Consider the following 17,268-nt stretch of genomic DNA (forward strand, 5'->3'; position numbering starts at 1 on the left):
CCGGGTGCGTGGCTGTCACTCCGCCGAGGCGCCCGCCGGCTGCCTCCCCGCGCCGCCGCCGGACGCGGAACCCGAAGACCCCGCGTCGTCCAGCGCCCGGAGGATGTTCTCCACGCTCTGCTTCGCGTCGCCGAAGAGCATCGCGGTGTTCTCCCGGAAGAACAGCGGGTTCTGAACTCCCGCGTATCCGGAGGCCATCGAGCGCTTGAAGACGATCACGTTCTCCGCCTCCCAGGCGCGCAGCACCGGCATGCCCGCAATCGGGCTGGTGGGGTCCTCCGCGGCGGCCGGGTTGACGGTGTCGTTGGCGCCGATGACGAGGACGACAGACGTCTGCTCGAAGTCGTCGTTGATCTCGTCCATCTCCAGGACGACGTCGTAGGGCACCTTCGCCTCTGCCAGCAGGACGTTCATGTGTCCCGGCAGCCGCCCGGCGACGGGGTGGACGCCGAAGCGGACCTCGACGCCGCGTTCGCGCAGGGTGCGGGTCAGCTCGGCCACCGGGTGCTGGGCCTGTGCGACGGCCATTCCGTAGCCCGGGGTGATGATCACGGAGCTTGCGGCGCCGAGCAGTTCGGCGGCGTCCTCCGCGCTCGTCTCCCGGTGCTCGCCCTGCTCGTCGTCGCCGCCCGACGGGGCCTCGATGCCGAAGCCGCCGGCGATCACCGAGATGAACGACCGGTTCATGCCCTTGCACATGATGTACGACAGGTACGCACCGGAGGAGCCGACCAGCGCCCCCGTGACGATGAGCAGGTTGTTGTCGAGAAGGAAGCCCGCGGCGGCCGCGGCCCAGCCCGAGTAGCTGTTGAGCATGGAGACCACGACGGGCATGTCGCCGCCGCCGATCGAGGCGACGAGGTGCAGGCCGAGGAGAAGAGCCAGCACGGTCACGGCGATCATCAGCCCCAGGCTCGGAGCGATGGTGAACCAGACCGTGAGCGCCACGAAGGCGGCCAGGGCGCCGAGGTTGAGCGCGTTCTTGCCCGGCAGCATCAGCGGCTGCGACTTGATCCGCGCGGACAGCTTGAGGAAGGCGACGACCGAACCGGTGAAGGTGACGGCGCCGATGAAGATGCCGATGAACACCTCGGCGTGGTGGATCGACAGCAGCTCGGCGGGGACGACGTGCTGCGCGTCCCCCTTCGCCTCGACCTCGAAGTAGCTGTTCCAGCCGACCAGTACGGCAGCGACTCCGACGAAGCTGTGCAGGATCGCGATGAGTTCGGGCATCTCCGTCATCGCCACGAGACGGGCGCGCCACAGACCCGCGACGGCCCCGATCGCCATCGCCACGAGGATCAGGAGAGTGGCGGTCACGGAGATCTCGCGCGCGGCGAGCACGACGGTGGCGAGCAGCGCCAGCCCCATGCCGGCGATGCCGAAGCCGACGCCGGCACGGGACGTACGGTGCTGGGAGAGCCCGGCCAGGCTGAGGATGAACAGCAGGGCCGCGACGAGATCCGCGGCCTGGGCGGATGTGGTGGCAGTCATGGGGCTTCAGCCTTTCGAGAACATGCCGAGCATGCGACGGGTGACGGAGAAGCCTCCGAAGATGTTGACGCTGGTCAGCAGGATCGCCACGAACGACAGGACGGTGACCGTGGGTCCCACGTGGCCGATCTGCAGCAGCGCCCCGACGACGACGATGCCGGAGATGGCGTTGGTGACGGACATCAAAGGTGTGTGCAGGGCGTGGTGCACCTTGCCGATGACGTAGTAGCCGATGACGACCGCCAGCGCGAACACGGTGAAGTTCTCAGCGAGTTGAGTGGGCGAGAAGGCGATCAGCGCGAACATGGCGGCCATGCCGGCGCCGATGAGGCCGTAGCGGCCCGTCGCGGAAAGGCGCGGCTTCGCCGGTTCGGCGGCGGTCGCGGCTGCCTCGTCGGTCTTGGCCGGGGCGGCCGCGGAGACCTGCACCGGCGGTGGCGGCCAGGTCTTCTCTCCGTCCCGTACGACCGTGACGGAGCGCTGCACGATGTCGTCGAAGTCCAGCGTCAGTTGCCCGTCCTTCTCGGGTGTGAGCAGCTTCAGCAGGTTGACGATGTTGGTGCCGTACAGCTGTGAGGCCTGCGCCGGCAGGCGGCCGGGCAGGTCGGTGTAGCCGATGACCGTGACGCCGTTGTCGGTGACGACGGCCTTGCCCGGAACCGTCCCTTCGACGTTGCCGCCCTGTGAGGCGGCCATGTCGACGATGACGCTTCCCGGCTTCATGCTCGCGACGTCCTCCGCCGTGATCAGCCGCGGGGCGGGCTTGCCCGGGATCAGCGCCGTGGTGACGATGATGTCGACGTCGGCGGCCTGCTCGCTGTAGATCTCCGCGGCACGGCGGTTGTAGTCGTCCGAGGTCTGCTTGGCGTACCCGTCGGTGGAGGCCTCCTGCTCGACCTCGACGGCGAGGTACTCACCACCGAGCGAGCGGACCTGGTCGGCGACCTCCGGGCGCGGGTCGGTCGCCCGTACGACACCGCCGAGGCTGCTGGCCGCGCCGATCGCCGCGAGCCCGGCCACGCCCGCACCGGCCACGAGGACCTTGGCCGGGGGTACTTTGCCCGCCGCGGTGACCTGGCCGGTGAAGAACCGTCCGAAGACGTGCGCGGCCTCGATGACGGCGCGGTACCCGGCGATGTTGGCCATGGAGCTGAGCACGTCCAGGGACTGGGCTCGCGAGATGCGCGGCACCGCGTCCATGGACATCACGGTCAGCGACCGCTGTGCGAGATCCTCCAGCAGGCTCGGGTTCAGACCCGGGCCGATCATGCCGACCAGTGTCGCGTCGTCGCGCAGCCGTCCGGTCTCCTCGCGGGAGGGTTCGTTGATCTTCAGGACGATGTCCGCCTGCCAGGCGTCGCCGATCCGTGCGCCCGCTTCGGTGTACTGCTCGTCGGAGAAGCCCGAGGCCGCGCCCGCTCCTGACTCGACGACGGCCTCGTAGCCGAGTTTCAGGATCTTCCGGATGCTGTCGGGCGTGGCCGCGACCCGGGTCTCACCGGCTCTCGACTCGGCTGCGACGCCGACCTGCTGCGGATGTGAATCTGACATCGGTCTCCCTTTGCGGGGTGTTGGGCGGCTCTGCGGTTCCGTTCTGCTGCGGGACGGTCCGTTGTACTGCGGGGACGGGCGACAGTGACGGTACTGCTCAGGGCGTGCTTATTTACTGTCAGTGTGACGGGCTCGGGTCACCGTGCGTTTCCTCCGTGAGCTTCCGCTGCGGGGTGCTGTCCCCGCGTACGGAAGCATCGCCCGAGAAGGACCGCGCAGGCGAGAGGGGCGCTGTGCCGGGACGGGGAACGCCCCCGATGTGCGGTGAACACGGGGGACACGAGGGGGTGAGGCCACCCTCGGTACGCAGAGAGGAAGCTGCCCGGCCGCGGAGACGCTGGGGAGCCCGCGGGTGCCGGCTGAAGAAGGGCCGGCACCGGCAGGCGCAAATTCTGTGTCCGAGGGGGGACTTGAACCCCCACGCCCGATAAAGGGCACTAGCACCTCAAGCTAGCGCGTCTGCCATTCCGCCACCCGGACAAGGGTCGTCGCCCGGCTTGGCCGTGGCGACGCGGACAACCATACCAAGCCCCGGCAGCGGTCTTCACCTCGGTGATCCCCGGTGAGCGGACGGCCCGGCGGGGGTTCAGCCGGGCCGCCCGTTCCGGCGGTCGGTCAAGCCGCCGTCCAGTGAGGTCTGTTGGCTTCGGTGGCGTCGGGGGTGGGAGTGACGAGGGTGAGGGTGTGGTGCCCATCGTTCTCTCCGCTCTCGTTTGCACAGGACGGGCGGTCGCTGAAGCCGGCGTGGACTTATTACTGGACAGTAGTGAGTCGGCGCATGATGGCACACCCGCCGCCGCCCCGATATGCGGAACGTCACGTCGAGGCACGTCGCCGAGGCACGCCGACGCGGAGGGCCGCGCCCGCGTGCGCGCAAGGCCGTGCCCGGTCTGCTCCAGGGGGTGACGCTGACGGCACCCCCTGGGCAGTCACGCCAGCCGGTCGAGCACGAGACGTGCCGTCTCGGTCGGGGTCTCGCCGACCCGTACGCCGGCCGCCTCCAGTGCCTCTTTCTTCGCGCGCGCCGTACCGGAGGAGCCGGAGACGATGGCTCCCGCGTGCCCCATGGTCTTGCCCTCGGGAGCGGTGAATCCGGCGACGTATCCGATGACGGGTTTGCTGACGTTCTCCTTGATGAAGTCCGCCGCCCGCTCCTCCGCGTCGCCGCCGATCTCGCCGATCATCACGATCAGGTCGGTCTCCGGGTCCTCCTCGAAGGCCGCGAGGCAGTCGATGTGCGTCGTGCCGATGACGGGGTCGCCGCCGATGCCGACGCAGCTGGAGAAGCCGATGTCGCGCAGCTCGTACATGAGTTGGTAGGTGAGCGTGCCCGACTTGGAGACGAGCCCGATGCGGCCCGGCTCGGGTGCGATGTCGGCCGGGATGATGCCGGCGTTGGAGAGCCCGGGACTGATGAGCCCGGGGCAGTTGGGGCCGATGATGCGCGTGCCGCGCCCCTGGGCGTACGCGCGGAAGGCGACCGCGTCGTGCACGGGGATGCCCTCGGTGATGGTGACGGCGAGCGGGATGCCCGCGTCGGCCGCCTCGACGACTGCCGCCTTGGAGAAGGCGGGTGGGACGAAGAGCACCGACACGTCGGCCTCCGTCGCGTCCCGCGCCTCCGCCACCGAGCCGAAGACGGGCACGGAACGCCCGTCCACGTCCACATCCGTTCCAGCTTTGCGGGGGTTGACGCCGCCGACGATGTCGGTGCCCGAAGCCAGCATTCGGCGGGTGTGCTTCATGCCTTCCGAGCCGGTCATGCCCTGGACGATGACCTTGCTGTCCTTGTTGAGGAAGATCGCCATGCTCTCCCGCCTCCCTACGCGGCCGCAGCCGCTGCCGTGGCCAGTTCGGCGGCCCGCTGGGCGGCACCGTCCATGGTCGTCCGCTGCTCCAGCAGCGGATGGGGGTTCGCGTCGAGGATCTCCCGTCCGCGTGCGGCGTTGTTGCCGTCGAGCCGTACGACCAGGGGCTTGGTCAGCCGGATCTGCCCGAGGGCCCGGGTGATGCCCTCGGCCACCGCGTCGCAGGCGGTGATCCCGCCGAAGACGTTGACGAGGATGGACTTCACGGAGGGGTCACCGAGGACGACCGACAGCCCGTCGGCCATGACCTGGGCCGAGGCCCCTCCCCCGATGTCGAGGAAGTTGGCCGGCCTGGCTCCGCAGCCGGCGACGACGTCGAGGGTGGACATCACCAGCCCCGCGCCGTTGCCGATGACGCCGACCTCGCCCTCCAGCTTGACGTAGTTCAGCCCCTTCTCGGCGGCCTGCGCCTCCAGCCCGCCGGTGTCGCCGCCGTCGTCCTCCTCGCCCCAACGCGCCTGCCGGAAGCGGGCGTTGTCGTCGAGGGTGACCTTGCCGTCGAGGGCGACGATCGCGCCGTCCGCCGTACGGACAAGGGGGTTGACCTCGACGAGCACCGCGTCCTCGGACTGCAGGATCTGCCAGAGCTTGCGCAGCACGGGCGCGACGTTCACGGGCAGTGCGGCCGCAGCGACGATCTCCGCGGCCTTCTCGTCCGTCACGCCCTCGGCCGGATCGACGGGGATGCGGGCGACGGCTTCCGGACGGGCCTCCGCCACCTCCTCGATCTCCATGCCCCCTTCCGCGGAGGCGATGGCGATGAAGCATCCCTGTGCACGGTCCAGCACGAAGGAGACGTAGTACTCCTGATCCACCTTCACGGGCTGGGCGAGCATCACCTTGTGCACGGTGTGGCCCTTGATGTCCATGCCCAGGATCTGGCGTGCGGTGATCTCGGCGGCAGCGGCGTCGGCCGCGAGCTTCACGCCGCCGGCCTTGCCCCTGCCTCCCGTTTTGACCTGCGCCTTGACCACGACGCCGTGCCGGTCGGCGTCGAGCTTCCCGGCCGCTTCACGGGCGCTGCTGCCCGTGTCCGCGACCTGTGCTTCCGGTACCAAGACGCCGTAGCGCTCGAAGAGTTCCCTCGCCTGGTGCTCGAAAAGGTCCACATGTGCTCCCTGGTCGATCTTCGAAACGATCGGTGCACGCCCCCTGGACATCGCTCTCTCGATGCGGGATAACAAGGTTCATACAGTATTCGTCGACTGTATGCAATCTGCTCTCACCCGAGCTCACACCCGACGAGAGGACTCGTACGCCATGCCCGACGACAGCCAGGACGGCCGCGACAGCCAGGACCTGATATCCGGCGGACACCTGGTCGCCAAGGCGCTCAAGGCCGAGGGCGTGGAGGTCATCTACACGCTCTGCGGCGGCCACATCATCGACATCTACGACGGCTGCGTCGACGAGGGAATCGACGTGGTGGACGTACGCCACGAGCAGGTGGCCGCGCACGCCGCGGACGGCTACGCACGGCTCACCGGCAAACCCGGCTGCGCCGTGGTGACGGCCGGCCCGGGCACCACCGACGCCGTCACCGGCGTGGCCAACGCCTTCCGTGCCGAGTCGCCGATGCTTCTCATCGGCGGCCAGGGCGCCCACACGCAGCACAAGATGGGGTCCCTGCAGGACCTGCCGCACGTGGACATGATGACGCCGATCACCAAGTTCGCCTCCACGGTGCCGGACACGGCGCGCGCGGCGGACATGGTCTCCATGGCGTTCCGCGAGTGCTACCACGGTGCGCCCGGCCCGTCCTTCCTGGAGATCCCGCGCGACGTGCTCGACGCGAAGGTCCCCGTGGAGAAGGCGCGGGTGCCCAAGACCGGCAACTACCGCGCCTCGACGCGTCAGCCGGGCGACCCCGAGGACGTCCAGAAGCTCGCGGACCTGCTCGTGCAGGCGGAGCGCCCGGCGATCCTGCTCGGCTCGCAGACCTGGACGTGCCGGGCGACGGACGCGGCGACCGAGCTCGTACGGACGCTGAACGTACCCGCGTACATGAACGGCGCGGGACGCGGCACCCTGCCGCCCGGCGACCCGCACCACTTCCAGCTCTCGCGGCGCTACGCCTTCTCCAACGCCGACCTCATCATCATCGTCGGCACGCCCTTCGACTTCCGCATGGGCTACGGCAAGCGCCTCTCCCCCGACGCGACGGTCGTGCAGATCGACCTCGACTACCGCACCGTCGGCAAGAACCGCGACATCGACCTCGGCATCGTCGGCTCCGCCGACCTCGTGCTGTCGGCGGTCACGCAGGCGGCGTCGGGGCGGATCAACGGCGGCGGCGACAAGCGCAAGGCGTGGATGGAGGAGCTGCGCAGCGCCGAGCAGACCGCGCTGGAGAAGCGGCTGCCGCAGCTTCGTTCGGACGCGTCGCCGATCCACCCGTACCGGCTGGTCAGCGAGATCAACGACTTCCTCACCGAGGACTCGCTCTACATCGGCGACGGCGGCGACATCGTCACCTTCTCCGGTCAGGTCGTGCAGCCCAAGGCGCCGGGCAACTGGATGGACCCGGGGCCGCTGGGGACGCTCGGCGTCGGCGTGCCGTTCGTGCTGGCCGCGAAGCAGGCCCGTCCGGACAAGGAGGTCGTCGCGCTCTTCGGCGACGGCGCGTTCTCGCTGACCGGCTGGGACTTCGAGACGCTCGTGCGCTACGACCTGCCGTTCGTCGGCATCGTCGGCAACAACTCCTCGATGAACCAGATCCGTTACGGCCAGAAGGCCAAGTACGGCGAGGAGCGCGAGCGGGTCGGCAACACCCTCGGCGACGTTCCCTACGAGGAGTTCGCGCGGATGCTCGGCGGCCACGGCGAGGTCGTACGCGAACCGTCCGAGATCCGGCCCGCGTTGGACCGGGCCCGCGCCTCCGGCAAGCCGTCCCTGGTCAACGTGTGGATCGACCCGGACGCGTACGCCCCCGGAACCATGAACCAGACGATGTACAAGTGAGGTGACCGCGGTGACCGATGTGACCGATGTGACCGGCACGACGAGCATGACGTCGAAGGCGCTCGACGGGGTGCGCATCCTGGACATGACGCATGTCCAGTCAGGCCCCTCCGCAACCCAGCTGCTCGCCTGGCTCGGTGCCGACGTGATCAAACTCGAGGCGACCTCGGGCGACATCACCCGCAAGCAGCTGCGGGACGTCCCGGACGTCGACTCGCTCTACTTCACGATGCTGAACTGCAACAAGCGCAGCATCACCCTCAACACCAAGTCCGACCGCGGCAAGGAACTGCTGACGGAGCTGATCCGGCGCAGCGACGTGCTGGTGGAGAACTTCGGCCCCGGAGCGGTGGACCGGATGGGCTTCACCTGGGACCGCATCAAGCAGATCAACCCCAGGCTCGTCTACGCCTCCATCAAGGGCTTCGGCGAGGGCCCGTACACCAGCTTCAAGGCCTACGAGGTCGTCGCGCAGGCCATGGGCGGCTCGATGTCGACGACCGGCTTCGAGGACGGACCGCCGCTGGCGACCGGGGCGCAGATCGGCGACTCCGGCACCGGCATCCACACCGTCGCCGCGATCCTCGCCGCGCTGCTGCAGCGTGAGCGCTCGGGCCGCGGACAGCGCGTGAACGTGGCCATGCAGCACTCGGTGCTCAACCTGTGCCGGGTCAAGCTGCGCGACCAGCAGCGGCTCTCGCACGGCCCGCTCGGCGAGTACCCGAACGAGGACTTCGGCGACGAAGTGCCGCGTTCGGGCAACGCCTCCGGCGGCGGCCAGCCCGGCTGGGCGGTCAAGTGCGCGCCGGGCGGCCCCAACGACTACGTGTACGTGATCGTGCAGCCGGTGGGCTGGGAGCCGCTGACGAAGCTCATCGGCCGTCCCGAACTCGCCGACGACCCGGACTGGAACACGCCCGAGGCGCGGCTGCCGAAGCTGAACAAGATGTTCCAGCTCATCGAGGAGTGGTCCTCGACGCTGCCCAAGTGGGAGGTGCTGGGAGCGCTCAACGCCCACAACATCCCCTGCGGGCCGATCCTTTCGACGAAGGAGATCGTCGAGGACGAGTCCCTGGCCGCCAACGGGATGATCGTCGAGGTCGATCACCCCGAGCGCGGCTCCTTCACCACCGTGGGCTCCCCGATGAAGCTCTCCGACTCCCCCGTCGAGATCACCTCGTCTCCGCTGCTGGGTGAGCACAACGAAGAGGTCTACGTAGGCGAGCTGGGCCTGAACGACGAAGAACTGGCGCTGCTCAAGACGAACGGAGTGATCTGACCGATGGCGCAGGAGAAGAACGACGGCCTCGCCACGCCGGACAGGGAAGCGGTACGGGCGGTACTGGATGCCGCCCGCGCCGAGGGCCGCACCTCGCTGACCGCCCCCGAGGGCAAGCGCGTGGCGGACGCCTACGGCATTCCCGTACCGGACGAAGGGCTGGCGGAATCCGCCGACGAGGCGGTGCAGCTGGCCGACAGGCTCGGCTTCCCCGTCGTCATGAAGATCGTCTCGCCGGACATCCTGCACAAGACCGACGCGGGCGGCGTCCGCGTGGGGCTGTCCTCCGCGGCCGAGGTGCGCAGCGCGTACACCGATATCGTCGGCAACGCCCGTGCGTACGACGCGAAGGCGGAAGTCCTCGGCGTGCAGGTGCAGCAGATGGCGAAACCGGGGCAGGAGGTGCTGGTCGGTACGGTCACCGACCCCACCTTCGGCAAGGTCGTCGCCTTCGGGCTCGGCGGTGTGCTGGTGGAGGTCCTGAAGGACGTCACCTTCCGCCTGGCGCCTGCGTCCCAGGAGGACGCGGAGTCGATGCTCGACGGCATCAAGGCCTCCGAGGTCCTCAAGGGCGTACGCGGCGGGGACCCGGTGGACCGTGCCGCGCTCACACAGGTGATCAGGGCCGTCTCGCAGCTCGCTCACGACTTCCCCGAGCTGGCCGAGGTCGACCTCAACCCCGTCTTCGCGTCGGCCGGCGGCGCGATGGCCGCGGACATCCGCATCCTGCTCACCGAGGGGCAGCCGGCGGAGCGGCGGCGGTACACGCCCGAGGAGATCCGGGTATCGATGAAGCGGCTGATGCAGCCGTCGTCGGTCGCGGTGATCGGCGCCTCCAACGAGCAGGGCAAGATCGGCAATTCGGTCATGCGCAACCTCGTGGACGGCGGCTTCCCCGGGGAGATCCACCCGGTCAACCCGAAGGCCGACGAGATCCTGGGGCGCAAGGCGTACAAGTCGGTCGCCGACATCCCCGGCGACGTCGACGTGGCGGTCTTCGCCGTGCCGGCGAAGTTCGTGCCGGACACCCTGGAGGCCGTGGGCGCCAAGGGCATACCCAACGCCGTGCTCATCCCGTCCGGCTTCGCCGAGACGGGTGAGGTGGAGCTCCAGGAGAAGATCGTCGCCATCGGCGAGAAGCACGGTGTGCGGCTGCTCGGGCCGAACATCTACGGCTACTACTCGACGTGGCACGACCTGTGCGCCACCTTCTGCACGCCGTACGACGTCAAGGGCGGTGTGGCACTCACCTCCCAGTCGGGCGGCATCGGCATGGCCATCCTCGGATTCGCCCGCAGCACCAGCACCGGTGTCTCGGCGATCGTCGGGCTCGGCAACAAGTCCGACCTGGACGAGGACGACCTGCTCACCTACTTCGCGGACGACCCGAACACGAAGTGCATCGCGATGCACCTCGAAGACCTCAAGGACGGGCGGGCGTTCGTGGAAGCGGCGCGGGAGACCGTGCCGAAGAAGCCGGTCGTCGTGCTGAAGGCCGGCCGCACCAGCGCGGGCGCCAAGGCCGCCGGCTCGCACACGGGCGCGCTCGCGGGCGACGACGCGGTCTACGACGACGTACTGCGGCAGGCCGGCGTCATCCGGGCGCCGGGCCTGAACGAGATGCTGGAGTACGCGCGGGCGCTGCCCGTACTGCCCACCCCCAAGGGCGACAACACCGTGATCATCACCGGCGCGGGCGGTTCGGGCGTGCTGCTCTCGGACGCCATCGTCGACAACGGCATGTCGCTCATGGAGATCCCTCCGGACCTGGACGAGGCGTTCCGCGCCTTCATTCCGCCTTTCGGCGCCGCGGGCAATCCGGTGGACATCACCGGTGGTGAACCGCCCTCCACGTACGAGGCCACGATCCGGCTCGGCCTGGAGGACCCCCGCATCCATTCCCTCGTGCTCGGCTATTGGCACACGATCGTCACTCCGCCCATGGTGTTCGCGGAGCTGACGGCCAGGGTCGTGGCCGAGGCGCGGGAGAAGGGCATCGAGAAGCCGGTGGTGGCGTCGCTCGCGGGCGACACCGAGGTCGAGGAGGCAAGCCAGTACCTCTTCGAACGCGGCGTGGTCGCCTACCCGTACACGACGGAGAAGCCGGTCGCCGTGCTCGGCGCGAAGTACCGCTGGGCGCGGGCGGCGGGCCTCCTGAAGTAGCGGGACACAGCAGCCGTACGCACGCCGGCTGAAACGGAAGCACATCGAAAGAGCCGCAGATGCCGTGGGCCTCCCCCATGAGGGCGGAACCACCTCCCCTCGCCGTCACGGCGGGAGGCCCTCGGCAGGGCTCCGGCGGAACCGCGGGCTCCCCCTTTGACGGCGGAGTCCACGGCGGAGTCCACCCTCCACACACCTGACGAGCGGAAAGGCAGGACCGAGCACCAGAGCAAGGGATCAGGACAGGGGGCGCTGGCCAGACTCTCTTCAACGCAAGGGGTGCAGCACATGACAACAACGGAAGCACCGTCGGCACTTCCATACCGGGAGGTGACCGACAAGAACGGACGGACGTACCGCATCGGCGAGTCCGATGTGGACATCATGGGACGGCACCGTCGGTGGATGGTGATCCTGCCGTGGATCGGCATGATGGGCATCAGCTCGGCCGAGTACGCCTTCGCGTCCGCCGAGGAGACCCTCCACACCGCGCACGGCTGGAACAGTGCTCACATCTTCTGGATGATGGGCATCTGGGTCCTCTTCCAGGGAGGCGTCGCCTTCCCGGTCGGGAAGCTGCGTGAGAACGGGCGGTTCCCCGCGCGGCAGGCCATGATGTGGGGCGCGCTCGGCACGTTCATCGGCTATCTCGCGCTCGCGTATTCGCCGAACGTGATCCTGGCCTACATCGGCTTCAGTGTCTTCAGCGGCATGGGCGCCGGTGCGGTGTACGCGACCTGCGTGAACATGGTCGGCAAGTGGTATCCGGAACGGAAGGGCGGCAAGACCGGGTTCGTCAACGGCGGTTTCGCCTACGGCTCGGTGCCGTTCGTGTTCATCTTCACCGGCTTCATGGACGTCAGCAACTTCAAGTGGGTGCTGGTGAGCGTCGGTGTGTTCCTGGCCGCGGTGGTCGCCTTCGCCGGTTCCTTCTTCAAGGACCCGCCGAAGAACTGGTGGCCCTCACACGTCGATCCGCTGAAGACACCGGACGACCCGCGTGCACGCCGCGCGCTGGAGAAGAACCCGCCGGCGGTCAAGCAGTACACCGCCAAGGAGGCGCTCGGGACCGGCCGTGTGTACATCATGTGGTTCTGCCTGCTGTGCACCTCCGGCGTGAACATCTTCGGCATCGCCTTCCAGGTGCCCTTCGGCAACGACATGGGCTTCGCCGGCGGCATCGTCGCCACCGCCATGTCGCTGAAGGCCATCGTCAACGGCACCGGCCGCGGCGTGATCGGCTGGCTGTCCGACCGGTACGGCCGCAAGCAGTGCCTGCTCTTCGTCTGCCTCGTGCTCGGGCTGTCGCAGTTCGGCATCCTGCTCTCCGGTGAGGCGAGGTCGATGCCGCTGTTCCTGCTCTGCTCGATGATCTCCGGCTTCGGCGGTGGCGCGATCTTCCCGATGTTCGCGGCGATGACCGCCGACTACTTCGGTGAGAACAACAACGCCACCAACTACGGCATGGTCTACAGCTCCAAGCTGCTGTCCGGCATAGCGGGCGCGGGCCTGGGCTCGATGGTGGTCAGCGCGTGGGGCTACGGCGGGGCGTTCTGGCTCGCCGGCGGCACGTCGCTGCTGGCCGGCGTCGTCGCGCTGTTCCTGCATCAGCCGGGACGGCCGAGGAAGTCCATGATCAAGCCCAATCCGCAGCCGATAGGCGGGGAGTGATGTAACGCAGGACGACAGATCCGACAGCTGCCGGGCCACCCGCTCCCCAAGGGTTGCCCGGCAGCTGTATGCGCGGTCAGTGCCCGCTGCCGCGCAGCGAGCGAAGGTGCGCCGCCGAACGGCGGGCCGTGCGCAACGAGTCGGCCGGATTGTCGTGCTCCACCAGCCAGTTGTGCTTCCTGCCGCCGGGCGTCCTGCCGACCTTCGTCAGGAAGCGCCGGTAGTCGATGTCGCCGTCGCCGACGTCCACCATGCGGTAGCCGTCCTCGGCGGTCTCGTCGTGTTCGCCGTCCTTGACGTGGAAGAGCGGGTAGCGCTGCGGTTGCTTCAGTACGTAGTCGACGGGTTCGAACGGCGCCGGGGTGCCGTCGGGGCGGACGCTGAAGCGGTACTGGCCGGCGTACGCCCAGTAGATGTCCATCTCCAGGTACACCAGGTCGGGGTCGGTCTCGGCGAGCAGCACGTCGTACAGGCGCACGTCCGGGCGGTCCTCCGCGAAGCCGAACTCCATCTGGTGGTTGTGCTGGTAGAACTTCATGCCGCGCTTCCTCGCGGCGGCGCCGTAGGTGTTGAAGTCCTCCGCCGCGCGCTTCCAGCCGTCGACCGTACGGCCGTACCGGTCGGGGCTCGCCGCGGTGCCCACGTGCGGCAGCCCGAGCGCGGCCGCGTCGTCGAGCACCTTCTCCAGCTGGGTGGCGAAGGTGTAGTCGTCGGGGTTGTCGGAGTAGTAGCCGACGTGGCTGCCGATGCCGCGCAGCCCGTGCTCGCGCAGCAGCTTGCGCAGCCCGCCGAGCGATATGTCGCCGGTCCCCTGGGTGTAGCCGGCGAACTCCACCTGTTCGTAGCTGTACCGGGCCAGTTCCTCGAAGACGGCGGCGAAGCCGAGCGACTGCACCTTGTCGCGGAGCGTGTAGAGCTGGATGCCCAGCCGGCCCTTGGGCACGACAGGGTCACAGCCGCCCCGGTCCGCGGCGGGGACGGCCGCGTGCGCGGGGGCCGAGGTGCCCAGCAGCGAGGCCGCGGCGGCGCCGGCGGCGACAGCGAGGAAGCCGCGGCGGCGAAGACGCCTGGACAGTTCGGGGTCTTGGGGCATGCGTCTCATGTGTGCTCTCCCAGAGCGAGGTTGACGAGCAGGGACTTGACGTCGGTGGCGGGCAGGGGGCCGTCGCCCTCCGTCACGCCGGGGCGCGAACAGATGAACACCGGCCCCTCTTCGCTGCGTCCGGGAAGCCGTCCGTGGCTGCCGCGCACCGGTGAGGGGTCGAGGGGCACGACCGCCATGCGGTAGCGCATGCCGGTCTTCTTGCGTGCGAGCGCGGTCGCCGCACGCAGCCGCACGTACGGGTCGAGCGGGTCCATGAACAGCTCGGCCGGGTCGTAGCCCGGCTTGCGGTGGATCTCGACGAGCTGGGCGAAGTCGGGGGCGCGGGCGTCGTCGAGCCAGTAGTAGTAGGTGAACCAGGCGCCGGGCTCGGCGACGGCGACGAGTTCGCCTGAGCGCGGATGGTCCAGGTGGTGGGCCTTCTTGCCCTGCTCGCCGAGGAGTTCGGCGATGCCGTCCAGCCCTTCGAGCACGTCGCGGGCCGCGGGGACGTCGGCGGGATCGCGTACGTAGACGTGGGCCAGCTGATGGTCGACGACGGCGAAGGCACGTGACGTGGTGGGGTCCAGGTACTCCATGCCGTCCTGGGTGTGCACCTCCAGGAGGCCCGCGCGGCGCAGCGCCCGGTTGACGTCGACTGTGCGGTCGACGGGGGTGATGCCGTACTCGGAGAGCGCGACGACGGTGCGGCCCTCGGCGCGGGCGTCGTCCAGCAACGGTGCGAGTGCGGCGTCGAGCCGGGCGGCGGCGCGGTGGGAGCGGGGGTCGTCGGGCCCGTACCGCTGAAGGTCGTAGTCGAGGTGCGGGACATAGGTGAGGGCGAGGTCGGGGCTGCGGGTGCGCAGGATGTGGCGGGTGGCGTCGATGATCCAGCGGGAGGAGACGAGGTCGGCGCCGGGCCCCCAGAAGTGGAAAAGGGGGAACGTGCCCAGGGCGCCGGTGAGTTCGTCGTGCAGGTCCGGCGGCCGGGTGTAGCAGTCGGGCTCCTTGCGTCCGTCGGCGTAGTAGACGGGGCGCGGGGTGACCGTCCAGTCGGTGTCCGCTCCCATCGCATACCACCAGCAGATGTTGGCGACGGTGTATCCGGGGTGGCGGGCGCGTGCGGCGTCCCACAGCTTCTCGCCGGAGACGAGGGCGTTGTGCTGGCGCCACAGCAGGACCTCGCCCAACTCGCGGAAGTACCAGCCGTTTCCGACGATGCCGTGCCCGTCGGGTGTGAGGCCCGTCAGGAAGGTGGACTGCGCGGCACAGGTGACGGCGGGCAGCACGGTGCCAAGGGGCGTGTACGTCCCCTCGTCCGCGACGGCGCGCAACGCGGGCATGTGGGCGAGGAGTTGAGGGGTCAGCCCGACGACGTCGATCACGAGGAGGGGGTTCGGCCTGTCGGCCGCGGAGCGGTCCCGGTAGCCGCTGCTTTCCGTGTCCATGTCCGGGGACGTCCCGTTGCCCGTCGCCGATCCCGGCGAGTCCGCCCGGGACGCCCGGGACGCCCGCGCGGAGACGCGCGCAGGCTCGTGGTGCTCACCCGGACCGGGAACAGACTCCTGCGGGCCCCGGCCGGTCGCATGGGCAGCCGCTCGGGGCTCCGCCCCGGAACCGGCAGCCGCCGGTGGGGAATTGCCTCCTGGTGCGGGACCGCCGTGCACCACGGCAGCCGGCTCGGCCCCGGCACCGGAATTCCCCGCGCGAACGGGAACCGACGGTGCCCGAACCGGCCCCGCGTCCGCAGACGGCCGGAGGCGGCCCCGCGGCGCCGGGGCGGGGCCCCGCGCGGGCCGGCCGGGCTCCGCCGGGCCCGGTGCGGCCTCCTGCGCGCCACGTCCCGCACCGTCGGCGGCAGCCGATGAGAGCTTCGCCCCGGAACCGGCCGCCGAAGGTGCGGGCCGGTCGCGGCCGGCGGATTCGCGCGGCTCTGCGCCGGTCGTCGTCCGGGCCACGGACTCCTCCCGAGTCCGGCGTCCGTCTGCTGGTGCGGAGCGACTCTCGCTCATGGCAGCTCCTTGAGGCCGAGGTCGATCAACATCTCGCGGGCCACGTCGAGTTCGGCGGCGATGCCGTCGGCGAGCTGTGAGCGGGTGCGGGGCCGCAAGGCGTACGGGAGGGCCTGCCAGGTGTAGGTCTCCACCTCCAGATGGCGGGTCAGCGGCGCCGGGCCGCCCACGAGCCGCGCGAGCGCCGCCCGCAGCACGTCGAGAGTGGAGGTCAGCGGCGGCACCGGCGGCGCGTGCAGCGGCAGGTGGAAATGTGCCCGCCAGGGGGCGGAGGACGGCAGCACACCGGTGCGGAGGGCCTCGCCCAGGTCGTCGGTGGCGAGCACCCCCTGGGCCGTCGCGGCGCGGGTCTGATGCAGGAAGCGGGGCTCGTCGAACTCGGCGAGCGCGGACAACGCCCCGTCACCGGCGGGGTGTTCGAGGTGCAGCGCCGCCGAGAGCTGGCTCTTGACGACGGAGATCCCGGCCGCTTCGAGAGCGCTCACCGCCGCCTCGGGCTCCTCGAACTGGGTGGCCAGATGGCAGGTGTCCACGCACACCCCGATCCGGTGTGCGGGCGGTGCGTCCGCTCCGGTCAGCGCGTCCAGCGCATCCGCCGTGTTCTCCACGGTGCAGCCGGGCTCGGGCTCCAGACCGATGCGGATGCTGCGGCCCGTCAGCTCCTCCAGCGCGTCGAGGCGCCCGGCGAGGGTGCCGAGGGCGGCGAGCGCGGTGCGGCGCCGTTCCAGTGTGAAGCCGGTACGCCATGCCAGCGGCAGCGTGGAGACGGTGCCCTCAGTGACGTCGTCGGGCAGCAGCGACGTCAGCAGCCGTGCCAGGTCTGTGGTGTGGTCCAGCCGCGCGGGCTCCGTCCAGTCGGGCCTGTAGACGCGGTACTTGACCTGTTCGTCGCCGAACCCCTGGTACGGGAAGCCGTTCAGGGTGACGACCTCCAGGCCGCGCCGGTCGAGTTCGCCGCGCAGCGTCCGTACGGCGGCGGGGTCGGCGGTCAGCGTGCGGACGGCACCCCGGGCCAGCCACAGGCCGATGCCGAGGCGGTCGCGGTGCAGGCGGCGGCGCACCGGTTCGGCGTGCTCGCCCAGTTGGTTCAGTACGCCGTCGAGGTCCTCCGCCGCGTGCACGTTCGTGCAGTAGGCGAGGTGGACGGTCGAGCCGTCGGGGTGTCTGAAACGCATGGCCCGGACCTCC

At 69.8% G+C, this 17,268-nt stretch carries 11 protein-coding genes and 1 tRNA gene; 4 read left to right on the forward strand and 8 right to left on the reverse strand.

Going from position 1 to position 17,268, the window contains the following annotated elements; translation table 11 throughout:
- Positions 1-15 precede the first annotated feature (15 nt).
- From pntB to sucC, 5 genes are all read right to left on the reverse strand, one after another.
- A complete protein-coding gene (gene pntB / locus ACSMXX_RS03895; protein ID WP_473182630.1) occupies positions 16-1,494 on the reverse strand; it encodes a Re/Si-specific NAD(P)(+) transhydrogenase subunit beta in 1,479 nt (492 codons plus the stop codon).
- Positions 1,495-1,500: 6 nt separating this feature from the next.
- On the reverse strand, positions 1,501-3,045 hold the full coding sequence (locus tag ACSMXX_RS03900) for a Re/Si-specific NAD(P)(+) transhydrogenase subunit alpha (RefSeq protein ID WP_473182631.1): 1,545 nt from the start codon (positions 3,043-3,045) through the stop codon (positions 1,501-1,503).
- 395 nt (positions 3,046-3,440) lie between these two features.
- Positions 3,441-3,525: transfer RNA gene (locus ACSMXX_RS03905), tRNA-Leu, on the reverse strand.
- 449 nt (positions 3,526-3,974) lie between these two features.
- Entirely contained in the window at positions 3,975-4,853 is an 879-nt protein-coding gene (gene sucD / locus ACSMXX_RS03910; RefSeq protein ID WP_473182632.1) for a succinate--CoA ligase subunit alpha, read from the reverse strand.
- Positions 4,854-4,867: 14 nt separating this feature from the next.
- Entirely contained in the window at positions 4,868-6,022 is a 1,155-nt protein-coding gene (gene sucC / locus ACSMXX_RS03915; RefSeq protein ID WP_473182633.1) for an ADP-forming succinate--CoA ligase subunit beta, read from the reverse strand.
- A 151-nt stretch (positions 6,023-6,173) separates the two neighbouring features.
- Here sucC and ACSMXX_RS03920 point away from each other — a divergent pair, with 151 nt between their 5' ends.
- The 4 genes from ACSMXX_RS03920 (at position 6,174) to ACSMXX_RS03935 (ending at position 12,987) form a co-directional block, all read left to right on the forward strand.
- Positions 6,174-7,874: a thiamine pyrophosphate-binding protein gene (locus ACSMXX_RS03920; protein WP_473182634.1), complete on the forward strand. Its 1,701-nt coding sequence runs from the start codon at positions 6,174-6,176 to the stop codon at positions 7,872-7,874.
- Positions 7,875-7,920: 46 nt separating this feature from the next.
- Positions 7,921-9,153: a formyl-CoA transferase gene (frc, locus tag ACSMXX_RS03925; protein ID WP_473184617.1), complete on the forward strand. Its 1,233-nt coding sequence runs from the start codon at positions 7,921-7,923 to the stop codon at positions 9,151-9,153.
- Between the two features lie 3 nt (positions 9,154-9,156).
- Entirely contained in the window at positions 9,157-11,316 is a 2,160-nt protein-coding gene (locus ACSMXX_RS03930; RefSeq protein ID WP_473182635.1) for an acetate--CoA ligase family protein, read from the forward strand.
- Positions 11,317-11,604: 288 nt separating this feature from the next.
- Complete coding sequence (locus ACSMXX_RS03935) at positions 11,605-12,987, forward strand: OFA family MFS transporter (protein ID WP_473182636.1); 1,383 nt, start codon at positions 11,605-11,607, stop codon at positions 12,985-12,987.
- A 76-nt stretch (positions 12,988-13,063) separates the two neighbouring features.
- Here the strand turns inward: ACSMXX_RS03935 and ACSMXX_RS03940 are convergent, their stop codons facing one another.
- The 3 genes from ACSMXX_RS03940 to eboE form a co-directional block, all read right to left on the reverse strand.
- Positions 13,064-14,089: a sugar phosphate isomerase/epimerase family protein gene (locus ACSMXX_RS03940; RefSeq protein WP_473182637.1), complete on the reverse strand. Its 1,026-nt coding sequence runs from the start codon at positions 14,087-14,089 to the stop codon at positions 13,064-13,066.
- The gene (locus tag ACSMXX_RS03945) at positions 14,086-15,516 is read right to left on the reverse strand and encodes an alkaline phosphatase family protein (protein WP_473182638.1); all 1,431 of its coding nucleotides are present in this window, start codon (positions 15,514-15,516) and stop codon (positions 14,086-14,088) included. The genes ACSMXX_RS03940 and ACSMXX_RS03945 overlap by 4 nt, the downstream gene beginning before the upstream one ends.
- A 560-nt stretch (positions 15,517-16,076) precedes the next feature.
- On the reverse strand, positions 16,077-17,255 hold the full coding sequence (gene eboE, locus ACSMXX_RS03950; protein WP_473182639.1) for a metabolite traffic protein EboE: 1,179 nt from the start codon (positions 17,253-17,255) through the stop codon (positions 16,077-16,079).
- Between the last annotated feature and the right edge of the window lie 13 nt (positions 17,256-17,268).

The organism is Streptomyces sp. DSM 116795 (assembly GCF_055792905.1).

Bases quoted from the DNA above. Each gene is read 5' to 3' on its own strand.
- pntB (WP_473182630.1), bottom strand. From the start codon at position 1,494: ATGACTGCCACCACATCCGCCCAGGCCGCGGATCTCGTCGCGGCCCTG.
- ACSMXX_RS03935 (WP_473182636.1), top strand. From the start codon at position 11,605: ATGACAACAACGGAAGCACCGTCGGCACTTCCATACCGGGAGGTGACC.
- ACSMXX_RS03940 (WP_473182637.1), bottom strand. From the start codon at position 14,089: ATGAGACGCATGCCCCAAGACCCCGAACTGTCCAGGCGTCTTCGCCGC.
- eboE (WP_473182639.1), bottom strand. From the start codon at position 17,255: ATGCGTTTCAGACACCCCGACGGCTCGACCGTCCACCTCGCCTACTGC.
- frc (WP_473184617.1), top strand. From the start codon at position 7,921: ATGACGTCGAAGGCGCTCGACGGGGTGCGCATCCTGGACATGACGCAT.
- ACSMXX_RS03920 (WP_473182634.1), top strand. From the start codon at position 6,174: ATGCCCGACGACAGCCAGGACGGCCGCGACAGCCAGGACCTGATATCC.
- ACSMXX_RS03900 (WP_473182631.1), bottom strand. From the start codon at position 3,045: ATGTCAGATTCACATCCGCAGCAGGTCGGCGTCGCAGCCGAGTCGAGA.
- sucD (WP_473182632.1), bottom strand. From the start codon at position 4,853: ATGGCGATCTTCCTCAACAAGGACAGCAAGGTCATCGTCCAGGGCATG.
- ACSMXX_RS03945 (WP_473182638.1), bottom strand. From the start codon at position 15,516: ATGGACACGGAAAGCAGCGGCTACCGGGACCGCTCCGCGGCCGACAGG.
- ACSMXX_RS03930 (WP_473182635.1), top strand. From the start codon at position 9,157: ATGGCGCAGGAGAAGAACGACGGCCTCGCCACGCCGGACAGGGAAGCG.